The sequence below is a fragment of the Niveibacterium sp. genome, assembly GCF_041909475.1.
Taxonomy (GTDB): domain Bacteria; phylum Pseudomonadota; class Gammaproteobacteria; order Burkholderiales; family Rhodocyclaceae; genus Niveibacterium.
On record NZ_JAYRDJ010000001.1, the window covers coordinates 272,887 to 291,548 of the forward strand.

Genomic DNA, 18,662 nt, shown 5'->3' on the forward strand with positions numbered 1-18,662 from the left:
GGTGGCCTCCGGTAGAATGCGCGGCCCCTTGCAATACCGTTTTCTTCAGAGATTCATGATCCGCCTGCTCTTGGCCCCGATGGAGGGGATGGTCGACGATGTGATGCGTGATGTGCTGACGCGTCCGGGCGGCTACGACCATTGCGTAACCGAGTTCGTGCGGATTTCCGGTTCGCTGCTGCCTGCGCGTTGCTATACCCGGATCAGCCCTGAACTCGAAAACGGTGGCCGCACCTACGCTGGCACGCCGGTGCGGGTGCAGTTGCTGGGATCGGACCCAGCCTGCATGGCCGACAACGCTGCGCGGCTCGCCAGCCTGGCGCCACCCGGTATCGACCTGAACTTCGGTTGCCCGGCGCCCACCGTGAATCGCCATCGTGGCGGGGCGGCCTTGCTCGACGAGCCGGAGCTGTTGTTTCAGATTGCTAGCGCTGTCCGCGCGGCGGTGCCGAAGACCATTCCCTTCACGGCCAAGATGCGCCTCGGCATTCACGATGCGTCGCGTGCTGAGGAATGCGCACGTGCACTTGCGGAAGGTGGCGTCGATGAACTCGTGATTCACGCGCGAACCAAGCTCGACCGCTACAAACCGCCCGCGTACTGGAGCGAGATTGCCCGCATTGCGGAGCGGGTGTCGGTGCCGATCGTGGCCAACGGCGAGGTTTGGACCGTTGACGATTGGGCGCGCTGCCGGGCGGAGAGTGGTTGCGTTGATGTGATGCTGGGTCGTGGCGCGGTGGCGGACCCTTTTCTCGCGCGGCGTATCCGCGGTGAGGCGCCGGCAACGCTCGATGCCTGTTGGGGCGAGGTGCTTGAACTGCTTGCTGCCTACTGGCGACGGGTGCTGATCAAACTGGAGTCGCGCCACGCGCCCGGGCGAATCAAGCAATGGCTGCATCTACTTGAGCGCAACTACCCGCAGGCCGCGCGCCTGCTGGCCGAAATCCGCGCTTTGCGTGATGCGGACAGCGTGGCCGAGGTGATGAAGCGGCATGGCGTGCCCGTTTCGGCCGGAGTGGCGGCCTGATGTACGGCAATTCTCGTGACATTCGCTCTGCTCAGGATGGCGTTCACCCGAGCCTTGAACGTTTGCTCGCACGACACTTGAGCTCGCCCTTCACGCGCCCGGTTTCGCCGGCGACGCGGGCAGCCTACACAACGGCGATGGCCGCGTGGGATGGCAAGCAACCGCTGCTGCTGGATGCAGGTTGCGGCGTGGGCTGGAGTACGCTTGCGCTGGCGCGTGAGTATGCCGGGCACTTTGTCATCGGCGTGGACCAGTCATCGGACCGGATCGAGCGCGGCAAGCCTGGCGAGATGCCGGCCAATGCGGTCTTTGCGTGTGCGGATCTCGTCGACTTCTGGCGGCTGCTGCTGGCGGATGGACTTCGGCTCGATCGCCACTTTCTGCTCTATCCGAACCCTTGGCCGAAGATCGGCCATCTTTCGCGTCGCTGGCATGGGCATGCGGTGTTCCCTGACATTCTGGCGCTCGGCGGCACGCTGGAATTGCGCACCAACTGGCAGATCTACGCGGATGAATTCGCTTGGGCGGTGGCGCGTGTGAGCGGTCGCGTCGCGCCGGTGATGGCTTATGAGACGGATGCGCCACTGACACCCTTTGAGCGCAAGTACGGCGATTCCGGGCAGACCCTGTGGCGCTATGTCGTCGATCTGAATTCGCGAGTGCAGGGAGGCTGAATGGATGTTTGTCAGCGCTGTGGCGCGTGTTGTGCAGCGTTCCGCGTCAGCTTCCACATATCCGAGCGGGCAGATCAACCCGGCGGCATGGTGCCTGAGGGGCTTGCCGACGAAGAGACGGCGACGAGCTGCCGCATGCGCGGCACCGACCGGTCACCACCGCGCTGCGTAGCCTTGGTGGGCAAGGTAGGCGAAGCGGTGCGGTGCGGCATCTATGAATACCGCCCCGGACCGTGCCGGGAATTCGCGCCGCATGGCGTGTTTGGTGTGCTCAACGCGGCCTGTAATCAAGCGCGCGCGCGTCACGGCCTGGCGCCCTTGCCGGATCCAGTATTCCGGGTCTGATGCAGTCAGTCGAGCTTGAATAGCGACGGCTGCGCAACGCCTAACGAACGGAAGATCGTGCGCGCGGCTTGAAGCCCGGAGCGCACCGCGCCTTCGAGCGTGGCGGGGTAATCCGAAGCTACGTAGTCACCGGCAAGGTAGAGCTGCTTCACGGGCGTCATTGTGATCGGCCGGAACACGCCAGGTTCGCAAGCGAAGGTGGCGCGCTTCTCTGTAATCACTTGCGCCCACTTCGGTGAAGGCAGGCGGGCGGAATCGGCGGCGAAGAGGCGCTCGATATCCTGGTGTGCGCGCAGCGCGATTTCTTCGCGGCTCAATTCGGTGCCCGCGGCGCTGACTACACCTGCGAGCAGACCTTCGGGCCCGCCAAGCTGGCCGCGATCGAACACCCATTGCAGTAGCCCGTTGTCGAGTCCGATCATCGGGCGCGGCAGGCGCAGTGGTGGGTCGTAGGCGAGGTAGGCGGTCGTGATGGCCTCGTGGTGCATCGCGTCGAGTTGGCTACGCAACCGCTCCATCTCAGCGAATTCGGCGGTCAGCCCGGACACCTGCCACGGTGCCGTTGCCAGCACTACGTGGCTGTAGCGGCCGTCGAAGGGGTCGCCCTCGAGGCCGAAGCCATGCTCGGTGCGAGTGACGCCGCGGATCTTCGTCATCGTATGCACCGATTGCCCTTTGCGCGACAGGTAGAGCACGGCTGGTACCGGTAACAGCTCAGTCAGATCGACGCGCGGGATCAGTACTTCGGACGCGCTGGCCGAGGCCGCGACGCTGTCGCGCAAGACGTTGGCGAAGACCTGGGCCGACGCGCGATCGGCCGGGGTATTCAGCGCCGCGACGCAGAGCGGTTCCCACACCAGCCGGCGCAGGTTCGCCGTCTGTGCCGTGCGATCGAGCAGGGTGCTGACGGTCACGTCTTCGCTCAGCACAAAGCGCAGGCGCTTGAGATGCGAAAGCAGCCGCGCTGCAGCGCGACGATCTGCCCAGCTGAGGCCCTTCGCCCTCAGCAGACCGATTGCGAGGTGGAGTGGGGCCGGCAGGTCGGCCGCCTGCAAATCCAGAACGCCCGGAATGTGGATGAAGAAAGGACTCGAAAACAGACGCTTCGGGCTGACGCCAAGCAGGCGCAACATCCGGAGCGTTTCGGCGTAGGCGCCGATCAGGATGTGCTGGCCGTTGTCGACGCGCCAACCGTCCTTCTCCACCACGCGGGCACGGCCACCCAAGGTGGCGCTGCCTTCGAAGACTGAAACGCGGATGTCGGCACGCGCAAGCTCCACCGCGCACGACAGGCCGGCCCAGCCGCCACCGATGACTGCAACTTGCGGGCTCATGCGGTGATCGCGGGAGCCGGGATATCGGCGACGTGAAAGCGGAATTGCCCCTTGCGGCGATCCTCGAAATAGAGGCGCAAGGTCATCGCGACCGAGCGGAAGGCGAGTTCGTCCCAAGGAATTTCGTGCTCCGCGAACAGGCGGGTTTCGAGCGATTCCTCACCCGGCCGGAAATCCAGATCCAGCAGGCGCGCGCGGTAAAGGATATGAACCTGGCTGATGTGCGCGACATTGATCAGTGAGTACATGTCGCCCACGTCAATGCGCGCGCAGGCTTCCTCGGCCGTTTCCCGTGCTGCGGCTTGTGCGGTGGTCTCGTCGTTTTCCATGAAGCCGGCCGGCAAGGTCCACTTTCCGTAGCGCGGTTCGATGGCGCGGCGGCACAGCAGGATGCGGTCTTCCCATTCGGGGATCGCGCCGACGACCATTTTCGGATTGCTGTAATGGATCGTGCCGCAGGCATCGCAAACATGCCGGGGCAGGGTGTCGCCGGGAGGGATCCGGTGCGCGACCGGCGCGCCACATTGGGAGCAGAAGTTCATGGCCAAGTATCGGGAGGGCGCGAGCAGCGCGGATTGTAAACCAGCGCTGCGACTGGGCGGCAGCGTGAGACGCATGTCGCGCTAAAGTTTTTCTCGCGACGGACGTTAGCAAAACGAATGCAGCAAAAAGACGCTTACATGAACGGCAGCGACCTTGCTTCCCCGCACGCACTTTCCAAGCTCGAGCGTCTTCGTGCGACCGGCAATCTGCCGTCGCCCAAAGGTGTCGCGCTCGCCATCATGCGGGCCACGCATGGTGACGATGTCTCGATCGCCGAACTTGGCCGGATCATCAAAACGGACCCGGCCTTCGTCGGGCGATTGATCAAGGCTGCGAACGGCCAACTCGGTTACGGCCGCCACCCGATTGCGTCGGTGCAGGATGCGCTGATGGTGCTCGGCTTGCCGGCCGTGCGTGCCCTGGCGCTTGGCTTCTCACTGCTGGCGAGCCACCGTGCCGGGCCGTGCGAGGCTTTCGACTATGAGGGCTTCTGGGCCTCTTCCCTGATGCGCGCCACCGCAATGCAGACGATCGCGTTGCGTACCCGCGCTGCGCCCGCGGATGAGGCCTACTGCATCGGGCTGCTGTCGCGAATTGGCGAACTGGCATTGGCGACGCTCTATCCGGCGCAGTACAGCGATCTGCTCCGTTCGAACGCAGCCGAATCCGACGATCTCGTTGCCCGTGAGCGCGAGGCGTTTGCGCTCGATCACCGCGAACTGGCCGGTCTGATGTTGGCCGACTGGGGTGTTCCACGCGCCTTTTCAAATGTCGTAGCGCTGCATGCGTGTGCAGAGTCCACCTGGCCTGCCGAGGGGACGCGTGAGGCAACGCTGTGCCGATCTTTGGCTTTGGCCGCCGAGCTTGGCCGTTTGTGCGAGACAGAATCCGCCGGCCAAGTGCAGCGCGTGCCCGCGATCCGTGCGCAGGCGGCAGCGTTGCGGATTGAGGGCGCGGATCTGAACGAAACCTGCGACGCAGCGATTCGCGACTGGACGGAATGGTCGTCCTTGTTGCAACTGGCGCCCCGCAAGATCGCGGCGTTTTCCAGTCTTGTGGCTGCGGGTGAAGCGGCGGTGGCTGTATCGGCACCTGTGGTGGCAGAACCGCCAGTTGCCGCACGAAGCGTTGTCGCTAAGCCCAACGGCCGGTATTTGCGGGTGCTGCTGGTCGAGGCCGATGCCGCGGTGCGCGCGGCCGTTCGTGCGTTGCTCGATGAGGCCGGGCACGAAGTGCATGAGGTGGCGACGGTCGAGCAGGCGGCCGAAGCGGCGATCCTGATGCAGCCGCACCTGATGATTGTCGAATGGTCGCTGCCGGATGGCAGTGGCCTGAAGCTCGTCGAACGCCTGCGGCAGACGCGGGTCGGGCGCAGCATCTATGTGCTGGTGCTGACGAGTCATGAAAACGAACAACGCCTTGTCGAGGCCTTCGAGTGTGGCGTAGACGATTTCATCACCAAGCCGATCAATGGCCGCGTGTTGCTGGCGCGCATGCGAGCCGGCATGCGTGTGGTGAAGCTGCACGAAGAGATCGAGCGCGACCGTGAAGAGATCCGGCAATTCGCGTCCGAACTGGCGGTGTCTAACCGCCGCTTGCAGGACGTGGCGCTGACTGATCCGCTGACGGTGCTGCCGAACCAGCGCTACTTCATGGATCGCGTGGAGCAGGAATGGTCGGCTGCTTCACGCAGCCAGCGGCCCACGGTGTGCATGGCGGTTGCGATCGATGGTTTTTCTCAGCTTGCCGGCACTTATGGCCAGGCGGTTGGCGAGGCCTTGATCAAGCATGTCGGGATGGTGCTGAAGCAGGCCTTGCGTGGGCATGATGTTTTGGCTCGGTCGGCCAGCGATGGTTTTTTGGTGTTGTGTCCTGATACCGATGAAACGGGGGCGGGGCTGCTCGCAGAGCGGCTGCGTCGGCATGTGGGCGAGGCGACGTTCAAACTTGACCGGCTTCAGCTTCGAATCGCGGTTCATGTTGGCTTTGCGCAGCGGAACGCGTCGACGAGCTCGCCCGAAACGCTCGTCAAACAGGCCTCAAGTGAACTTTCTGCCGCAAAGGGCGCTGTTCCCGGCTTTGGGTCTGCGGCGGTTTTGGCTCGTTCAGCGATCGGCGAGGGTGCTGTAACGCGTTGATTGTTTGAGGTTTATTGGCAATAACTCGGTCGTGTAGGTGAAATTCCTACATGGCTGTGTTTGCTTTTGCCTACGCGATTATCCGAAATCGCCCGACTCAAGTTTCCTGAGTGCCATTGGTACTGTTGCTTCCACACGATAAGTCGCCAAAAAGGCGACGGACTGAGGAGGTCACCATGCGCACTGCAAACCTGGCGGAAGAGATCCGCGAACTGAATCTGTCCTACCTGATGTTGGCCCAGCGACTGCTGCTGGAAGACCGTCAGGCTGGCATGTTCCGCCTTGGCGTGGGTGAAGATGCCGCGGATGTGATCGAGTCGCTGTCGCCTGCGCAGATCCTGCGTATGTCGAGCTCGGGCATGATGCTGTGTCAGGTCCGCTTCGACGAGCGCCTGCTGCTTGAGTTGCTCGCCAACCACGAGCGCGAGCCTGCGGTCGCCAGCATTCATGCCGCGATCCTGGCGGCCAGCCGCCCGGTCGAAAACCTCGCCTGAGGATGGCGCCATGGCTACCCGGAGCGTGGTGCAGGACGCCATCGACACCCAGAGCGCGATCGAGATGATCCGCATGGGTGCCCGCATGCAGATGTTGGAGGCAGAGACTTCGCTGTCGCGCGAGCGGCTGCTGCGCCTTTACAAGGAAGTGCGCGGCGAGTCACCGCCGAAGGGCATGTTGCCGTTCTCGACCGATTGGTTCATGACGTGGCAGCAGAACATTCATGCGTCGCTGTTCATGGGCTTTCACCGCTTTCTGCAGGAACACGGCGGACAGCGTGGGTTGGAGTCGGTGCTCTCTGCCTATCGCCTGTACATCGCCCACTGTGAAGAACACGATCTGGAGCGGGTGCTGAGCCTGACCCGCGCGTGGACACTGATCCGTTTTTTTGATGCACACATGCTGCAACTCGCCGGCTGCACTCGCTGCGGTGGCCGCTATGTTGCACACGCCTACGACCCGACGCACGACTACGTCTGCGGGCTGTGCAACGTACCCTCGCGTGCGGGCAAGACCCGCCGCGCCGCCGCTCACAGCGACGCCAGTCTGACCGGCTGACCTCCTCCTTGCTCAGCAAGGAGCTGCGCCGTCGGCACGCACGTGCCGACGGCCTTTTTTTGCGCCACGCAAGCAGACCCAGTGGCCTGATGCAGTGCAGCGCGGGTGCTCAAGTTTCTCTTGGCGCCGCCGTTACAGGCACAGTCGGGTGCTGAAACACGCATGTTTCTGTAGGAAGGGCAGAAGGCAATGTTCCTGATCATTGGCTACGTGATCATCCTCGCCGCGTCAGTCGGCACATATGCGATTCACGGCAGCCTTGCGGCGTTGTGGGTCCCCACTGAATACATTGCGATCCTCGGTTTGATGATCGGTGGTCTTGTTGCGGGGAATAGCCTCAAGACGATAAAGTCAGTGGCCGGTGCCGTTCCCGGGGTCTTCAAGGGCTCGCCTTACAACAAGGCGATGTACGTGGATTTGCTGGCGATGCTCTACGAGATCCTTGCGAAGGTACGCAAGGAAGGGCTGATGTCGATCGAGAACGACATCGAGAACCCGGATAGCAGTGCGATCTTCGGCAAGTATCCGAGCGTTACTGCAGACCACCACGCAATGGAGTTCCTCACCGACTATCTGCGCATGATGGTGGGCGGCAACCTTAATGCCTTCGAGATCGAAAACCTGATGGACATGGAGATCGAGACCCACCATCAGGAGGCACATACGCCGGTGCACGCGGTGACCAAGATGGCGGATGGTGTTCCCGCCTTCGGTATCGTCGTTGCGGTGATGGGTGTGGTGAACGTGATGGGCTCGGTGGGGCAGCCGCCAGCGGTGCTGGGCAAGATGATCGGTGGTGCGCTGGTCGGTACCTTCCTCGGCATCCTGCTTTCCTACGGCTTCGTTGGCCCGCTCGCTGGCCAGATGGAACAGAAGATGGAAGAGGGCGGCAAAATCTTCCAGTGCATCAAGGTCGTGCTGCTTGCGAGCATGAATGGCTATGCGCCGCAGGTGGCGATCGAGTTCGGCCGCAAGGTGTTGTTCTCGACCGACCGCCCCGGCTTCAAGGAACTCGAAGACGAGATCAAGAGCCGCAAAAAGTAAGCAAGGGTATTGACCTGCTGGATTCAGTGAACACTCGCCTACCAGACTAAATGGCCGAAGCTACCCAACAACCAATTGTCATCAAGCGCATCAAGAAGGGCGGTGGTGGCGCGCATGGTGGTGCATGGAAGATCGCGTACGCAGACTTCGTGACTGCGATGATGGCCTTCTTCCTGCTGATGTGGTTGCTTGGCTCAACCACCGAAGGTGACCTGAAGGGCATTTCGGATTACTTCCAGGCACCAGTCAAGATGTCTGCACAAGGCGGGCGCGGCACCGGCGATGCGACGTCGGTGATCCCGGGCGGCGGTAACGATCTGACCAAATCGGTTGGGCAGGTTGCCAACGCGGACTATGACCAACCCAAGAAGCGCCTTCGCCAGCCCAAGACGATGCCGGCGGACAACGAATCGCTGGAGCGCGCCCGCTTCGAAGAGATCAAGCAGAAGCTGGAGGCGATGATTGAAGCGTCTCCGGTGTTGCGGCCGTTCGCCAAACAGTTGTTGCTCGATATCACTTCCGAAGGCCTGCGCATTCAGATCGTCGACGAGAAGAACCGGCCGATGTTCGACAGCGGGGGCTCAACGCTCAAACCCTACACGCGCGAGATCCTGCACGCCGTAGCGCAGACGCTCAACGAGGTTGGTAACCGCATCAGCGTATCCGGCCATACCGATGCAACGCAGTACGCGGGCGGTGATCGTGGTATGGGTAACTGGGAACTCTCGGCCGATCGCGCCAACGCGTGCCGGCGTGAGCTGGTGTTTGGCGGGCTTGCGGACAACCGCGTGGCGCGAGTCGTCGGCCTTGCGGCGACGATTCCACTCAAGGCGGAGGATCCGTACGACCCGATCAACCGGCGCATCAGCATTGTCGTGTTGAACAAGCGTGCCGAGGAGCAGCTCGCCACTGCGGGACGCACGCTGGAAATCAGCAACGGTTCGGCGCCCACGGCGGAGGATGTCGGCCGCGAAATGGGCAGCGGCCCGGTGCGAACAGAGCCCTAAAGCAAGACAGAGGCAGCCATGAAACTAAGCAAGGGATCTGCAACGATTTTGGGTGTCGGTCTGAGCGCGTTGGTGATCGGGTTGGCCGGTTGGCTTGCGTTGCCCGCCATGCTGACTGGCGCGCTGACCGCTGCAGGGTGGCTGATAAGCCTCGCGCTGCTCAGGCACGAGCCGGTGGCCGCCAGCCTGACCCCGCTTGAGCCGACGATTGCAAATGTTCCCGCCGGCGTCGGCGATGCCGGGCGTGCCACCGCGGTGCAGCTCGATGCCATTCGCGGTGAGGTCGAGCGTATCCGCAGCCTGCTGCACGACGCGATCGGCAAGTTGGGCGAGAGCTTCAACGGCATGCATACCCATACCCGCGCACAGCAGGAGATTGCGCTGCAAATCACCGCGCAGGGCTCCGACGACGCGGCGCATCAAGATGGCTTCGATCGCTTCATCGCGAACACGTCGAACGTGATGCAACGGATCGTCGATAGCGTGATCGAGAACAGCCGGATCGCGATGGAGTTAGTGGAGCTGACCGAGACGATTTCAAAGCGTGCGACGGACGTGGAGCAGATCCTTGGCGAGATCGGCGCGATTGCCAAACAGACCAATCTGCTGGCCTTGAACGCCGCGATCGAGGCCGCGCGGGCCGGCGAGGCAGGGCGCGGCTTCGCCGTGGTTGCGGACGAGGTGCGTGATCTCTCTGCCCGCACAAGCGCGTTCTCGCAACAGATTGGAGGCTTGATGCAGTCGATGCGGGATGGCGTGCGCAGCACTGAATCCGCGATTTCCAAGATGGCCTCGCAGGACATGACCTTCGCGCTGAATTCCAAGGGCGAAGTGGAAGAAGTGCTGGCCGGCGTCGAGCGGCTCAATGCGCAGCGCCGGCATGGCGTGGAGCAGCTCAGCCAGCACTCGAGCGCGATGGACGAGGAAGTGAACCGCGCGGTGATGGCGATGCAGTTTCAGGACATGGTGTCGCAGCTTGTTGGCCATGTATTGCAGCGCGTGGAAGCGCTGGAGGCGATCGCCGCGGCGATGGGCGATCTGGCCGCCGCCGCGCCCAACGAGCGCGAGCGCGCCGAGCGTGCGCTGGCCACTCGCCTTGAGGCGCTGCCCGCCATCAAGGATGTACACACGGTGAATCAGGCGCGGATCGCGGTGGGCGATATCGAGCTGTTCTGAACAACAGGCAAGGAAAGCTGAACATCATGGCAAAGACGGTTCTCACGGTGGATGACTCGGCTTCGATCCGGCAGATGGTGTCCTTCACGCTCAAGAGCGCAGGCTACGACGTGCTTGAGGCGGTCGACGGCATGGACGGCCTAGAGAAAGCAAAGGGACGACCGGTGTCGCTGGTGCTCACCGACCAGAACATGCCGCGCATGGACGGGCTGAGCCTGATCAAGCAACTGCGCGCCTTGCCGCAGTACCGCAGCGTGCCGATCCTGATGCTGACGACTGAATCGTCAGACACCATGAAACAGCAAGGGCGTGCGGCGGGGGCGACAGGCTGGCTGGTGAAGCCGTTCGATCCGCAGAAGCTCATTGAGGTCGTGAAGAAGGTCATCGGCTGAATCGCGCACGGCGCCGCATACCGGGCCAGGGGGGAAGCGCATGTCGTTCGACATGAGCCAGTTCCACGAGGTTTTCTTCGAGGAATCGCGCGAGCACCTCGAAAGCATGGAATCTTTGCTGCTGGCGGTGGACGTTGCGGCGCCCGAAAGTGGCGACCTGCCCGCGATATTTCGCGCAGCGCATTCGATCAAAGGCTCTGCCGCGACCTTCGGCTTTACCGATGTTGCCGAGCTGACCCACGTGATGGAGACGCTGCTCGACCTCGTGCGCAACGGTTCGATTGCGCTAACCGAAGAGATGGTCGATGCCTGCCTCGCGGCCGGCGATGTGCTGCGTAATCTGCTCGATGCCCATCAAGGTCACGCCGACGCCGATCACGCGGCGGCTGATGCGATGCGTGTGCGGCTCGCCGCGTTGGCTGAGGAAGCGCAGCGCTCACGGGGCATTGCGCCGGCGCCCAGCCATGGCGTGAAACGCGCGCACACCTATCAGCTGGGTTTCGCGATGCTGCCGGGTGACCCGCAGGCGGCGGACTCGGTCGCGAACCTGCTGGCGGAGCTGAAGGAGCTCGGCGAGCTGATCGATGCCAAGCCACCCGCAGACGGCGCGCAGAGCTGGTCGGTAAAGCTTGCCAGTGATGTCGATGCCGAGACCTTGCGCTGCGTGCTGGAATTCGTGGTCGATAGCACCTCGGTCACGATCGAAACGCTTGGCAGTAGCGCGGCCCCTTCGGGCCCGAACGAAGCGTTCGGCTTTTTCGACGAGGCGCCCGGTGCGCCGGCCGTGGAAGAGACGGCTTACGGATTCTTCGAACCGCTGCCCGATCCGGCGCCAAACACTGAGGTGGCTGCGGCGCCTGACGATGATGCGTACGGCTTCTTCGAGCCGCTGCCTGTTGCAACGCCTGCGGTGCCGGCTGACGCGGCCGACGGCGCTTACGGTTTCTTCGAGCCTCTGCCACAACATGACGCGCCGGGCGAGCCCCTGATGCCAGTGGCTGCGGCCGCGAGCGACATCGCGCCGCGTGCAGCGAGTGCGCCGGCCGCGCTTCAACGCGAGACGGCACCGCGCAGTGCGAGCAAGGCGGACGCCAGCTCGATCCGCGTCAACATCGAGCGGGTCGATCAGATGATCAACCTCGTTGGTGAACTGGTGATCACGCAGGCGATGATCAGCCAGGCTGCCAGCGTGCTCGACCCGGTGCTGTATGAGCGATTGCACAATGGTATTGCGCTGCTCGAACGCAATACCCGCGATCTGCAGGAATCGGTGATGTCGATCCGAATGCTGCCGATCTCCACCGTATTCAACCGTTTTCCGCGCGTGGTGCGCGATCTCTCTGGCAAGCTCGGCAAGCGCGTCGAGCTGGTGACCGGCGGCGAGAACACCGAGCTGGACAAGGGGCTGGTGGAGCTGATCGCCGACCCGCTCACGCACCTGATCCGCAACAGCCTCGATCACGGTATCGAATCGCCGGAGCGGCGGCGCGAGGCGGGCAAGAGCGAAACCGGGCGCATCAACCTGCGCGCCTATCACCAGAGCGGCAACATCGTGATCGAGGTTGCCGACGACGGCGCCGGTCTCAATCGCAACCGCATTCTTGCCAAGGCGCGCGAGCGCGGCCTGCCGGTATCGGATGGCATGAGCGACCAGGAAGTCTTCCAGCTGATCTTCGAGCCCGGCTTCTCGACCGCCGACCAGGTCACCGATGTGTCGGGCCGTGGTGTCGGCATGGATGTGGTGAAACGCAACATCGGTTCGCTCGGCGGCCGCATCGAACTGGATTCGATGCTGGGTGTCGGCACCCGCGTGACGGTGCGGCTGCCACTGACGCTGGCCATTCTCGATGGCATGTCGGTCGGTATCGCCGGCGAGACCTACATCATTCCACTCGACTACGTCGTCGAGTCGCTGCAACCCACACCCGCCATGCTCAAGGCGGTGTCCGGTGTGGAGCGCCTGCTCGATGTGCGCGGCGAATACCTGCCGATCGTCGATCTGCATGAAGCGTTCGATACGCCGGGGGAGCGCTGCAGCTACGAGCGCGGAATCATGGTGATCCTGGAGTCGGACGGCACCAAGGTCGCCGCCTTCGTCGATGCGCTGGTCGGCCAGCACCAGGTCGTGATCAAAAGTCTCGAAGCCAACTATCGCAGGGTGCCCGGTATCTCCGGCGCCACCATCATGGGGGACGGCCATGTTGCGCTGATCGTCGATCCCCCGCAGCTAGTGAGCATGGCACGCCGCGCCGGCCAGGGCGCAGCATGAACACCAGTGGAGACAAGCATGGTTGACGCCAACATGCAGATGACGGTTGCCCAGGAAGGGCGTGTGGTGGCAGGCGAGTTCCTGACCTTCACGCTAGGCGGCGAGGAATACGCGATCGATATCCTGAAGGTGCAGGAGATCCGTGGTTACGACACGGTGACCCGCATTGCCGGCGCACCGGAATTCATCAAAGGGGTCATCAACCTGCGCGGCATCATCGTGCCGATCGTGGATCTGCGGATCAAGTTCAAGGCGGGCAATGCGGAATTCACGCCGTTCACCGTGGTGATCATCCTCAATCTTGGGGCGCGGGTCGTCGGCGTGGTGGTGGACGGGGTGTCCGACGTGCTGACGCTTGCGCCCGAGCAGATCCGGCCGGCACCGGAGTTCAGCTCCGCGATCCGCACCGAGTACATCGTCGGCCTCGCCTCGCTCGGCGAACGCATGCTGATCCTGCTCGACATCGAACGCCTGATGAGCGCCAGCGAAATGGCACTCGTCGACGAAGCCATTCTTTGACGCACCGATACCCGCCTCGACCGGAGCGCTGACATGCAAGCCTTGCTCAAACCCTCTCTCGCGTTGATGAACCGGCTCAACGTGCCGCGCAAGTTCGCGCTGATCGGCGTGATCGTGCTGTGCGCGCTCGGCTACCTCGTGTGGCAGGTCAATCAACGGATCGAGGCGGATCTCCACTTTGCGCGGACCGAATCACTGACGGCGCATTGCTTCCTGCCCGCGCGACAGATGATGGAGTCTGTGCAGGTGCATCGCGGGCTGGCACGGCAGGTCATCGCCGGCAACGAGGGCGCGCGGCCCAAGCTCAAGGACGCTGCCGACAAGGTGGATGCGGCAATCAAGGCGGCCGATGCGGTGATTGCGCATGAAGGGCCGGAATACGGGCTCGACGAAGCGTGGGCCCGCGTGAAGGCCCACTGGGTGGAGGTGCAGGGCAAGGCGACCACCATCTCTGCGGCGGATAGCGTCAAGCTGCACACCGAGCTGATCGGCGAGATCAAGGCCTTCATCGGCTTGATTGCGGACAACACGAACGCAACGCTTGATCCCGAGCCGGCGACCTATTACCTCATGACGATCTTCACCGACCGGGCGCCTGAGACCGTCGAGGCGCTGGGGCGCGCCCGTGCTCGCGCGGTGTCGTCGGTGCTTGCGAAACAGGTCTCGCTCGACGATCGCGTGGTGCTGGAGACGATGCTTGCAACGTCCGGCCAAGGGGCTGCTGCGATACAGAGCGCGATCGACAAGGCTTCGAAAGCGGATGCATCAGGCCGGATCGGGCGGGAGGTGGCGCCGGGCGTCAGCGTTTTCCTGAAGAAGTCCGAAGCCTTCCGTCAGGAGATCAGGCGCCTGTTGTCGTCCGACAAGATCGACGAGAGCCCGGATGCGCTCTGGAACCTTTCGACCGAGGCTCTGCAAGCGGGCTATGCGGTGATGGATGCGGCGGCGAAGGCCTTCGACGACGAGATCGATCTGCGTGTCGCGAAACTGGAGCGCGAGCGGAACACGGCCTTCGTACTTGCTGGTGCGGCATTGCTGCTTGCGGTGTATCTGTTCCTCGGTTTCCGTTCCGGCATGTTGCGTGCGATCGACATGATCCAGAACGGCGCGCGGCGGATTGCCCAGGCGGATCTGACCAACAATGTCGATGTGTCTTCCCGCGACGAGTTTGGCGAGATTGCCGCCACGCTCAACACCATGCGGGCGCAGCTGCGGCAGAAGCTCGAGAGTGATCAGGCCCTGGCCGCCGAGAACTTGCGTATCCGCAACGCGCTGGACAAGACATCCACCAACGTGATGCTGGCCGACAACGACGGCAAGATCCTCTACTGCAATGAATCGGTTGTGGCCATGCTCAGCGGTGTCGAGAACGAGCTGCGCAAGGAGTTGCCGCAGTTCCGCGCCCAGGAGATTGTCGGCCGAAGCTTCGACGACTTCCATCGCAATCCCGCGCACCAGCGCAACATCCTCGGTGCCTTGCGTGGCAAGCATGTTGCCGGCATTAAAGTCGGTTCGCTCAGCTTCCGCCTCACCGCCAATCCGATCTTCGATACGGGCGGAAAGCGCCTCGGTACCGTGATCGAGTGGCTGGACCGCACTGCGGAAGTGAAGGCCGAGGAGGAGCTTGCCGCGCTGCTGCAAGCCGCTTTGGCGGGTGACTTCTCGCCGCGGCTGAGCGTGGCCGACAAGGAGGGATTCTTCCGGCAGCTCGCCGATGCGATGAACCAGCTGCTCTCGGTAGTGTCGGCCGGCCTCGACGATGTCGGCGCCGTGCTCAACGCCGTCGCCCAGGGCGACCTGACCGTGCGCATCGAGAACGACTACCAGGGCATGTTCGGCCGTCTCAAGGACGACACGAACCAGACCGTCGATCGCCTCAACTCGGTGCTGAGTCAGATCCGCGAGGCGAGCGATGCGGTCAACACCGCCGCGCAGGAAATCGCTGCCGGCAATTCCGATCTTTCCGGCCGCACCGAGGAGCAGGCCTCCAGCCTGGAAGAGACCGCTTCCAGCATGGAAGAGCTCAACGCCACGGTGCGGCAGAACGCCGAGAATGCCGCGCAGGCAAATCGCCTCGCGTCGCAGTCGAACTCGGTGGCGCAGGAGGGCGGCGCGAAGGTGCGTCAGGTGGTCGCGACGATGGATGCAATCCAGTCGAGCGCCACGAAGATTGCCGACATCATCGGCGTGATCGATTCGATCGCCTTCCAGACCAACATCCTCGCGCTCAACGCGGCGGTGGAAGCGGCGCGCGCGGGTGAACAAGGGCGCGGTTTCGCGGTGGTGGCGTCGGAAGTGCGCAACCTCGCACAGCGCAGCGCGCAGGCCGCGAAGGAGATCAAGGGGCTGATCGCCGATAGCGTAGACAAGGTGGGCGAGGGCGCGCGCGAGGTGCGTGATGCCGGCACCACGATCAACGAGATGGTGAGCAACTTCGCCGAGCTCGCGCGGCTGGTGACGGACATCTCTCAGGCGAGCCGCGAGCAGTCGTCCGGCATAGAACAGGTCGCTGCGGCTGTGGGGCAGATGGATGAAGTGACACAGCAGAACGCAGCCTTGGTGGAGCAGGCCGCTGCCGCGGCCGAAAGCCTTGAAGAACAGGCACGCATGCTGGCCAGCTCGGTGGCGGCCTTCAGGCTGGATGACGCGGCTGGCCCGCGTTTCGATGCACCAGCGCCGCGCGTACCGACCGCGCTGCATGCGGCCGCGCCCGCTTCGGCGACCGTGCGGGCACCGGCTCCCGCCCGGCCAGCGCCAAAGCCACGCAAGAGCGCCGCGACAGTTGATTCGGACTGGCAGGAATTCTGAGCCGCGAGCGCGGCCAACCAGATACGGCATAAGGGGAGACAGCCGTCATGCGCATCAATACGCCGGTGACTGACCGCGAGGTCGAGCTCAGTACCGACACGATGATCGTGTCGAAGACCGACACCAAGGGCCGCATTACCTACATCAATCGCGATTTCATCGACATCAGCGGTTTCACCGAGGCTGAGCTGATGGGGCAGCCGCACAACATCGTGCGCCACCCAGACATGCCGCCCGAGGCCTTCGACGACCTCTGGAAGTGCCTCAAGGCGGGTCGGCCCTGGATCGGGATGGTGAAGAACCGCTGCAAGAATGGCGACTACTACTGGGTCGAGGCTCACGCGACACCGCTGCGCGAGGGTGACCAGATCACCGGCTACATGTCGGTTCGTCGCAAGGCCAGCCGCGAGCAGATCCAGGCCGCCGAGGGTTTTTATGCCCAGCTGCGCGCACAGCGGGCCAGCGCGGTGGTTCGCAACGGCGAGGTGGTCGGCAACGGTGTTCCGGCGCTGCTTGCAAAGTGGGCCGATGTGCCGCAGGTGAGCAAGGTTTGGCTGGGCTGCGGGGTGGCGGCACTGCTTGCGCTCGCCGCGGCGTGGCGCGCGGGCGGTGGCCACTGGGCACCCGAGGTGCTGGGTGCGCTGGTGGCGATGATTGTGGTGCTGGGCGTGCTGGGAACCAGCATCGCGCGCAACCTGGAGCGTCGCCTCGCTGCGGCGGTTGCAACCGTGGAGCGCGTGGCGCAGGGCAATCTTAAAGACCGCCTCAGCGTGTCGCGCAACGACGAGATCGGGCGGTTGGTGCAAGGCGTCGAATCGATGTTGATCCGACACGGTTTCGACATTGCCGAGATCAACCGCGTTGTCGAAGAGAGCCTGCGCATCAAGACGGGCCTCGACAACGTTGCCACCAACGTGATGATCGCCGACCGCGACAACCGCATCATCTACCTCAACAAATCGCTTGAACGCACCTTCAGCGACGCCGCTGACGACATGCGCAAGGCGTTCGGCAGCTTCGACGTCTCGAAGCTCATCGGTTCATCGATCGACCAGTTCCACAAGAATCCGGCGCACCAGCAGCAGTTGCTTGCGCGGCTGCAGGGCACGCACAAGGCGGTGGTTTCGATCGGTAGCCGTACCTTCACGCTGACGGTGAACCCGGTGGTCGACCCGCGCGGCGTGCGCCTCGGTACCGCGGTGGAATGGCTGGATCGCACGGCCGAGTTGGCGATAGAGGCTGAAGTTGCAACGCTGGTGGAGGGCACTGCGAACGGCGATTTCAGCCATCGACTTGCGCTGGAGGGGAAAACGGGTTTCGCGCTGCAACTCTCGGAAAACCTCAACCGCATGGTCGAGACCACATCCGGCGGGCTCGGTGCGATTGCGTCGATCCTGCAGTCGATTGCGCAGGGCGACCTCACGCGCAGCGTGGAGGGCGATTACCGCGGCGTGTTCGGCCAGTTGCGCGACGATGCCAATACCACCGTGGCGCGGCTGCGCGACCTGATGGGCACGATCCAGCAGGCCACCGAAGCGGTGAATACTGCAGCCAAGGAAATCGCTGCAGGCAACGCTGATCTATCGTCGCGCACCGAAGAGCAGGCATCGAGCCTGGAGGAAACTGCGGCGAGCATGGAGGAGTTGAACTCCACGGTCCGCAACAACGCGCAGACCGCCGCCGACGCGAGCGCGCTCGCGCGCCAGTCCGACGCCGTGACCCAGCGCGGTGGCGAGATGGTGCGCCAGGTCGTCGGCACGATGGACGCGATCCAGAAGAGCGCATCGAAGATTGCAGAGATCATCAGCGTGATCGACTCGATCGCCTTCCAGACCAACATCCTCGCACTCAATGCGGCTGTCGAGGCGGCGCGCGCCGGCGAGCAGGGGCGCGGCTTTGCGGTGGTGGCTTCCGAGGTGCGCAACCTTGCACACCGCAGCGCGCAGGCAGCCAAGGAGATCAAGGGCTTGATCGAAGAGAGCGAGCTCAAGGTGCGCGGCGGCGTGCAGCAAGTGCGCGAAGCGGGTGAAACGATCGAAGAAATGGTCACCAACTTCCGCCAGCTGACCGGGCTGGTTAATGAGATCGCCAATTCGAGCCGTGAACAGGCTGAGGGGATCGATCAGGTCGCCACCGCGGTGACCCAGATGGACGAAGTCACCCAGCAGAACGCAGCGCTGGTCGAACAGGCCGCCGCTGCAGCGGAAAGCCTGGAGGATCAGGCACATACCCTTGCGGCGGCGGTAGCAACCTTCCGCCTCGTGGCAACGCCGCAGCATGCGGTGGCGCGCAGCCGCCGAGGCGTTTAAGCAGAACATGGCGGGAAGGCAGCA

General features: G+C 63.6%; 16 protein-coding genes. 14 read left to right on the forward strand and 2 right to left on the reverse strand.

Annotated features, from left to right (window positions below; genetic code table 11):
* Positions 1 to 55 precede the first annotated feature (55 nt).
* From ACE3P0_RS01255 to ACE3P0_RS01265, 3 genes are read left to right on the forward strand one after another with little or no spacing between them, the layout of a single operon-like run.
* Entirely contained in the window at positions 56 to 1,027 is a 972-nt protein-coding gene (locus tag ACE3P0_RS01255; protein WP_374399019.1) for a tRNA dihydrouridine synthase, read from the forward strand.
* On the forward strand, positions 1,024 to 1,701 hold the full coding sequence (locus tag ACE3P0_RS01260) for a tRNA (guanosine(46)-N(7))-methyltransferase TrmB (RefSeq protein ID WP_374399364.1): 678 nt from the start codon (positions 1,024 to 1,026) through the stop codon (positions 1,699 to 1,701). The genes ACE3P0_RS01255 and ACE3P0_RS01260 overlap by 4 nt, the downstream gene beginning before the upstream one ends.
* Positions 1,702 to 2,046 (forward strand): YkgJ family cysteine cluster protein, encoded by a 345-nt coding sequence (locus tag ACE3P0_RS01265; protein WP_374399021.1) that lies wholly within the window; start codon positions 1,702 to 1,704, stop codon positions 2,044 to 2,046. It abuts the gene before it with no gap.
* 5 nt (positions 2,047 to 2,051) lie between these two features.
* Here ACE3P0_RS01265 and hpnE read toward each other — a convergent pair whose 3' ends face one another.
* Together hpnE and ACE3P0_RS01275 are read right to left on the reverse strand one after the other, a co-directional pair.
* Positions 2,052 to 3,380 (reverse strand): hydroxysqualene dehydroxylase HpnE, encoded by a 1,329-nt coding sequence (hpnE, locus tag ACE3P0_RS01270; RefSeq protein WP_374399023.1) that lies wholly within the window; start codon positions 3,378 to 3,380, stop codon positions 2,052 to 2,054.
* Entirely contained in the window at positions 3,377 to 3,922 is a 546-nt protein-coding gene (locus ACE3P0_RS01275) for an NUDIX hydrolase (protein ID WP_374399025.1), read from the reverse strand. The genes hpnE and ACE3P0_RS01275 overlap by 4 nt, the downstream gene beginning before the upstream one ends.
* Before the next feature lie 117 nt (positions 3,923 to 4,039).
* On the opposite strand from ACE3P0_RS01275, the gene ACE3P0_RS01280 reads away from it, so the two are divergent.
* The 11 genes from ACE3P0_RS01280 (at position 4,040) to ACE3P0_RS01330 (ending at position 18,638) form a co-directional block, all read left to right on the forward strand.
* Positions 4,040 to 6,061 (forward strand): HDOD domain-containing protein, encoded by a 2,022-nt coding sequence (locus tag ACE3P0_RS01280; RefSeq protein WP_374399027.1) that lies wholly within the window; start codon positions 4,040 to 4,042, stop codon positions 6,059 to 6,061.
* Positions 6,062 to 6,237: 176 nt separating this feature from the next.
* Entirely contained in the window at positions 6,238 to 6,555 is a 318-nt protein-coding gene (gene flhD, locus ACE3P0_RS01285; protein ID WP_172198791.1) for a flagellar transcriptional regulator FlhD, read from the forward strand.
* 10 nt (positions 6,556 to 6,565) lie between these two features.
* Complete coding sequence (gene flhC / locus ACE3P0_RS01290) at positions 6,566 to 7,114, forward strand: flagellar transcriptional regulator FlhC (RefSeq protein WP_374399030.1); 549 nt, start codon at positions 6,566 to 6,568, stop codon at positions 7,112 to 7,114.
* A 189-nt stretch (positions 7,115 to 7,303) separates the two neighbouring features.
* Positions 7,304 to 8,158, forward strand: a complete 855-nt coding sequence (gene motA, locus ACE3P0_RS01295) for a flagellar motor stator protein MotA (RefSeq protein ID WP_374399032.1) — start codon at positions 7,304 to 7,306, stop codon at positions 8,156 to 8,158.
* Between the two features lie 50 nt (positions 8,159 to 8,208).
* A complete protein-coding gene (gene motB / locus ACE3P0_RS01300; RefSeq protein ID WP_374399034.1) occupies positions 8,209 to 9,165 on the forward strand; it encodes a flagellar motor protein MotB in 957 nt (318 codons plus the stop codon).
* 18 nt (positions 9,166 to 9,183) lie between these two features.
* Entirely contained in the window at positions 9,184 to 10,341 is a 1,158-nt protein-coding gene (locus tag ACE3P0_RS01305; protein WP_374399035.1) for a methyl-accepting chemotaxis protein, read from the forward strand.
* A gap of 26 nt (positions 10,342 to 10,367) precedes the next feature.
* Positions 10,368 to 10,733 (forward strand): response regulator, encoded by a 366-nt coding sequence (locus ACE3P0_RS01310; protein ID WP_172198805.1) that lies wholly within the window; start codon positions 10,368 to 10,370, stop codon positions 10,731 to 10,733.
* Between the two features lie 40 nt (positions 10,734 to 10,773).
* On the forward strand, positions 10,774 to 13,002 hold the full coding sequence (locus ACE3P0_RS01315) for a chemotaxis protein CheW (protein ID WP_374399037.1): 2,229 nt from the start codon (positions 10,774 to 10,776) through the stop codon (positions 13,000 to 13,002).
* A gap of 18 nt (positions 13,003 to 13,020) precedes the next feature.
* Positions 13,021 to 13,521, forward strand: a complete 501-nt coding sequence (locus ACE3P0_RS01320; RefSeq protein WP_374399038.1) for a chemotaxis protein CheW — start codon at positions 13,021 to 13,023, stop codon at positions 13,519 to 13,521.
* A 33-nt stretch (positions 13,522 to 13,554) separates the two neighbouring features.
* Positions 13,555 to 16,329: a methyl-accepting chemotaxis protein gene (locus ACE3P0_RS01325; RefSeq protein ID WP_374399040.1), complete on the forward strand. Its 2,775-nt coding sequence runs from the start codon at positions 13,555 to 13,557 to the stop codon at positions 16,327 to 16,329.
* A 47-nt stretch (positions 16,330 to 16,376) separates the two neighbouring features.
* The gene (locus ACE3P0_RS01330; protein WP_374399042.1) at positions 16,377 to 18,638 is read left to right on the forward strand and encodes a methyl-accepting chemotaxis protein; all 2,262 of its coding nucleotides are present in this window, start codon (positions 16,377 to 16,379) and stop codon (positions 18,636 to 18,638) included.
* The last annotated feature ends 24 nt before the right edge of the window (positions 18,639 to 18,662 follow it).

Coding starts and splice junctions, on each gene's coding strand:
- ACE3P0_RS01315 (WP_374399037.1), top strand. CDS start 10,774: ATGTCGTTCGACATGAGCCAGTTCCACGAGGTTTTCTTCGAGGAATCG.
- ACE3P0_RS01280 (WP_374399027.1), top strand. CDS start 4,040: ATGCAGCAAAAAGACGCTTACATGAACGGCAGCGACCTTGCTTCCCCG.
- ACE3P0_RS01330 (WP_374399042.1), top strand. CDS start 16,377: ATGCGCATCAATACGCCGGTGACTGACCGCGAGGTCGAGCTCAGTACC.
- ACE3P0_RS01265 (WP_374399021.1), top strand. CDS start 1,702: ATGGATGTTTGTCAGCGCTGTGGCGCGTGTTGTGCAGCGTTCCGCGTC.
- ACE3P0_RS01325 (WP_374399040.1), top strand. CDS start 13,555: ATGCAAGCCTTGCTCAAACCCTCTCTCGCGTTGATGAACCGGCTCAAC.
- ACE3P0_RS01255 (WP_374399019.1), top strand. CDS start 56: ATGATCCGCCTGCTCTTGGCCCCGATGGAGGGGATGGTCGACGATGTG.
- flhD (WP_172198791.1), top strand. CDS start 6,238: ATGCGCACTGCAAACCTGGCGGAAGAGATCCGCGAACTGAATCTGTCC.
- ACE3P0_RS01275 (WP_374399025.1), bottom strand. CDS start 3,922: ATGAACTTCTGCTCCCAATGTGGCGCGCCGGTCGCGCACCGGATCCCT.
- motA (WP_374399032.1), top strand. CDS start 7,304: ATGTTCCTGATCATTGGCTACGTGATCATCCTCGCCGCGTCAGTCGGC.
- ACE3P0_RS01305 (WP_374399035.1), top strand. CDS start 9,184: ATGAAACTAAGCAAGGGATCTGCAACGATTTTGGGTGTCGGTCTGAGC.
- ACE3P0_RS01320 (WP_374399038.1), top strand. CDS start 13,021: ATGGTTGACGCCAACATGCAGATGACGGTTGCCCAGGAAGGGCGTGTG.
- flhC (WP_374399030.1), top strand. CDS start 6,566: ATGGCTACCCGGAGCGTGGTGCAGGACGCCATCGACACCCAGAGCGCG.
- hpnE (WP_374399023.1), bottom strand. CDS start 3,380: ATGAGCCCGCAAGTTGCAGTCATCGGTGGCGGCTGGGCCGGCCTGTCG.
- ACE3P0_RS01310 (WP_172198805.1), top strand. CDS start 10,368: ATGGCAAAGACGGTTCTCACGGTGGATGACTCGGCTTCGATCCGGCAG.
- motB (WP_374399034.1), top strand. CDS start 8,209: ATGGCCGAAGCTACCCAACAACCAATTGTCATCAAGCGCATCAAGAAG.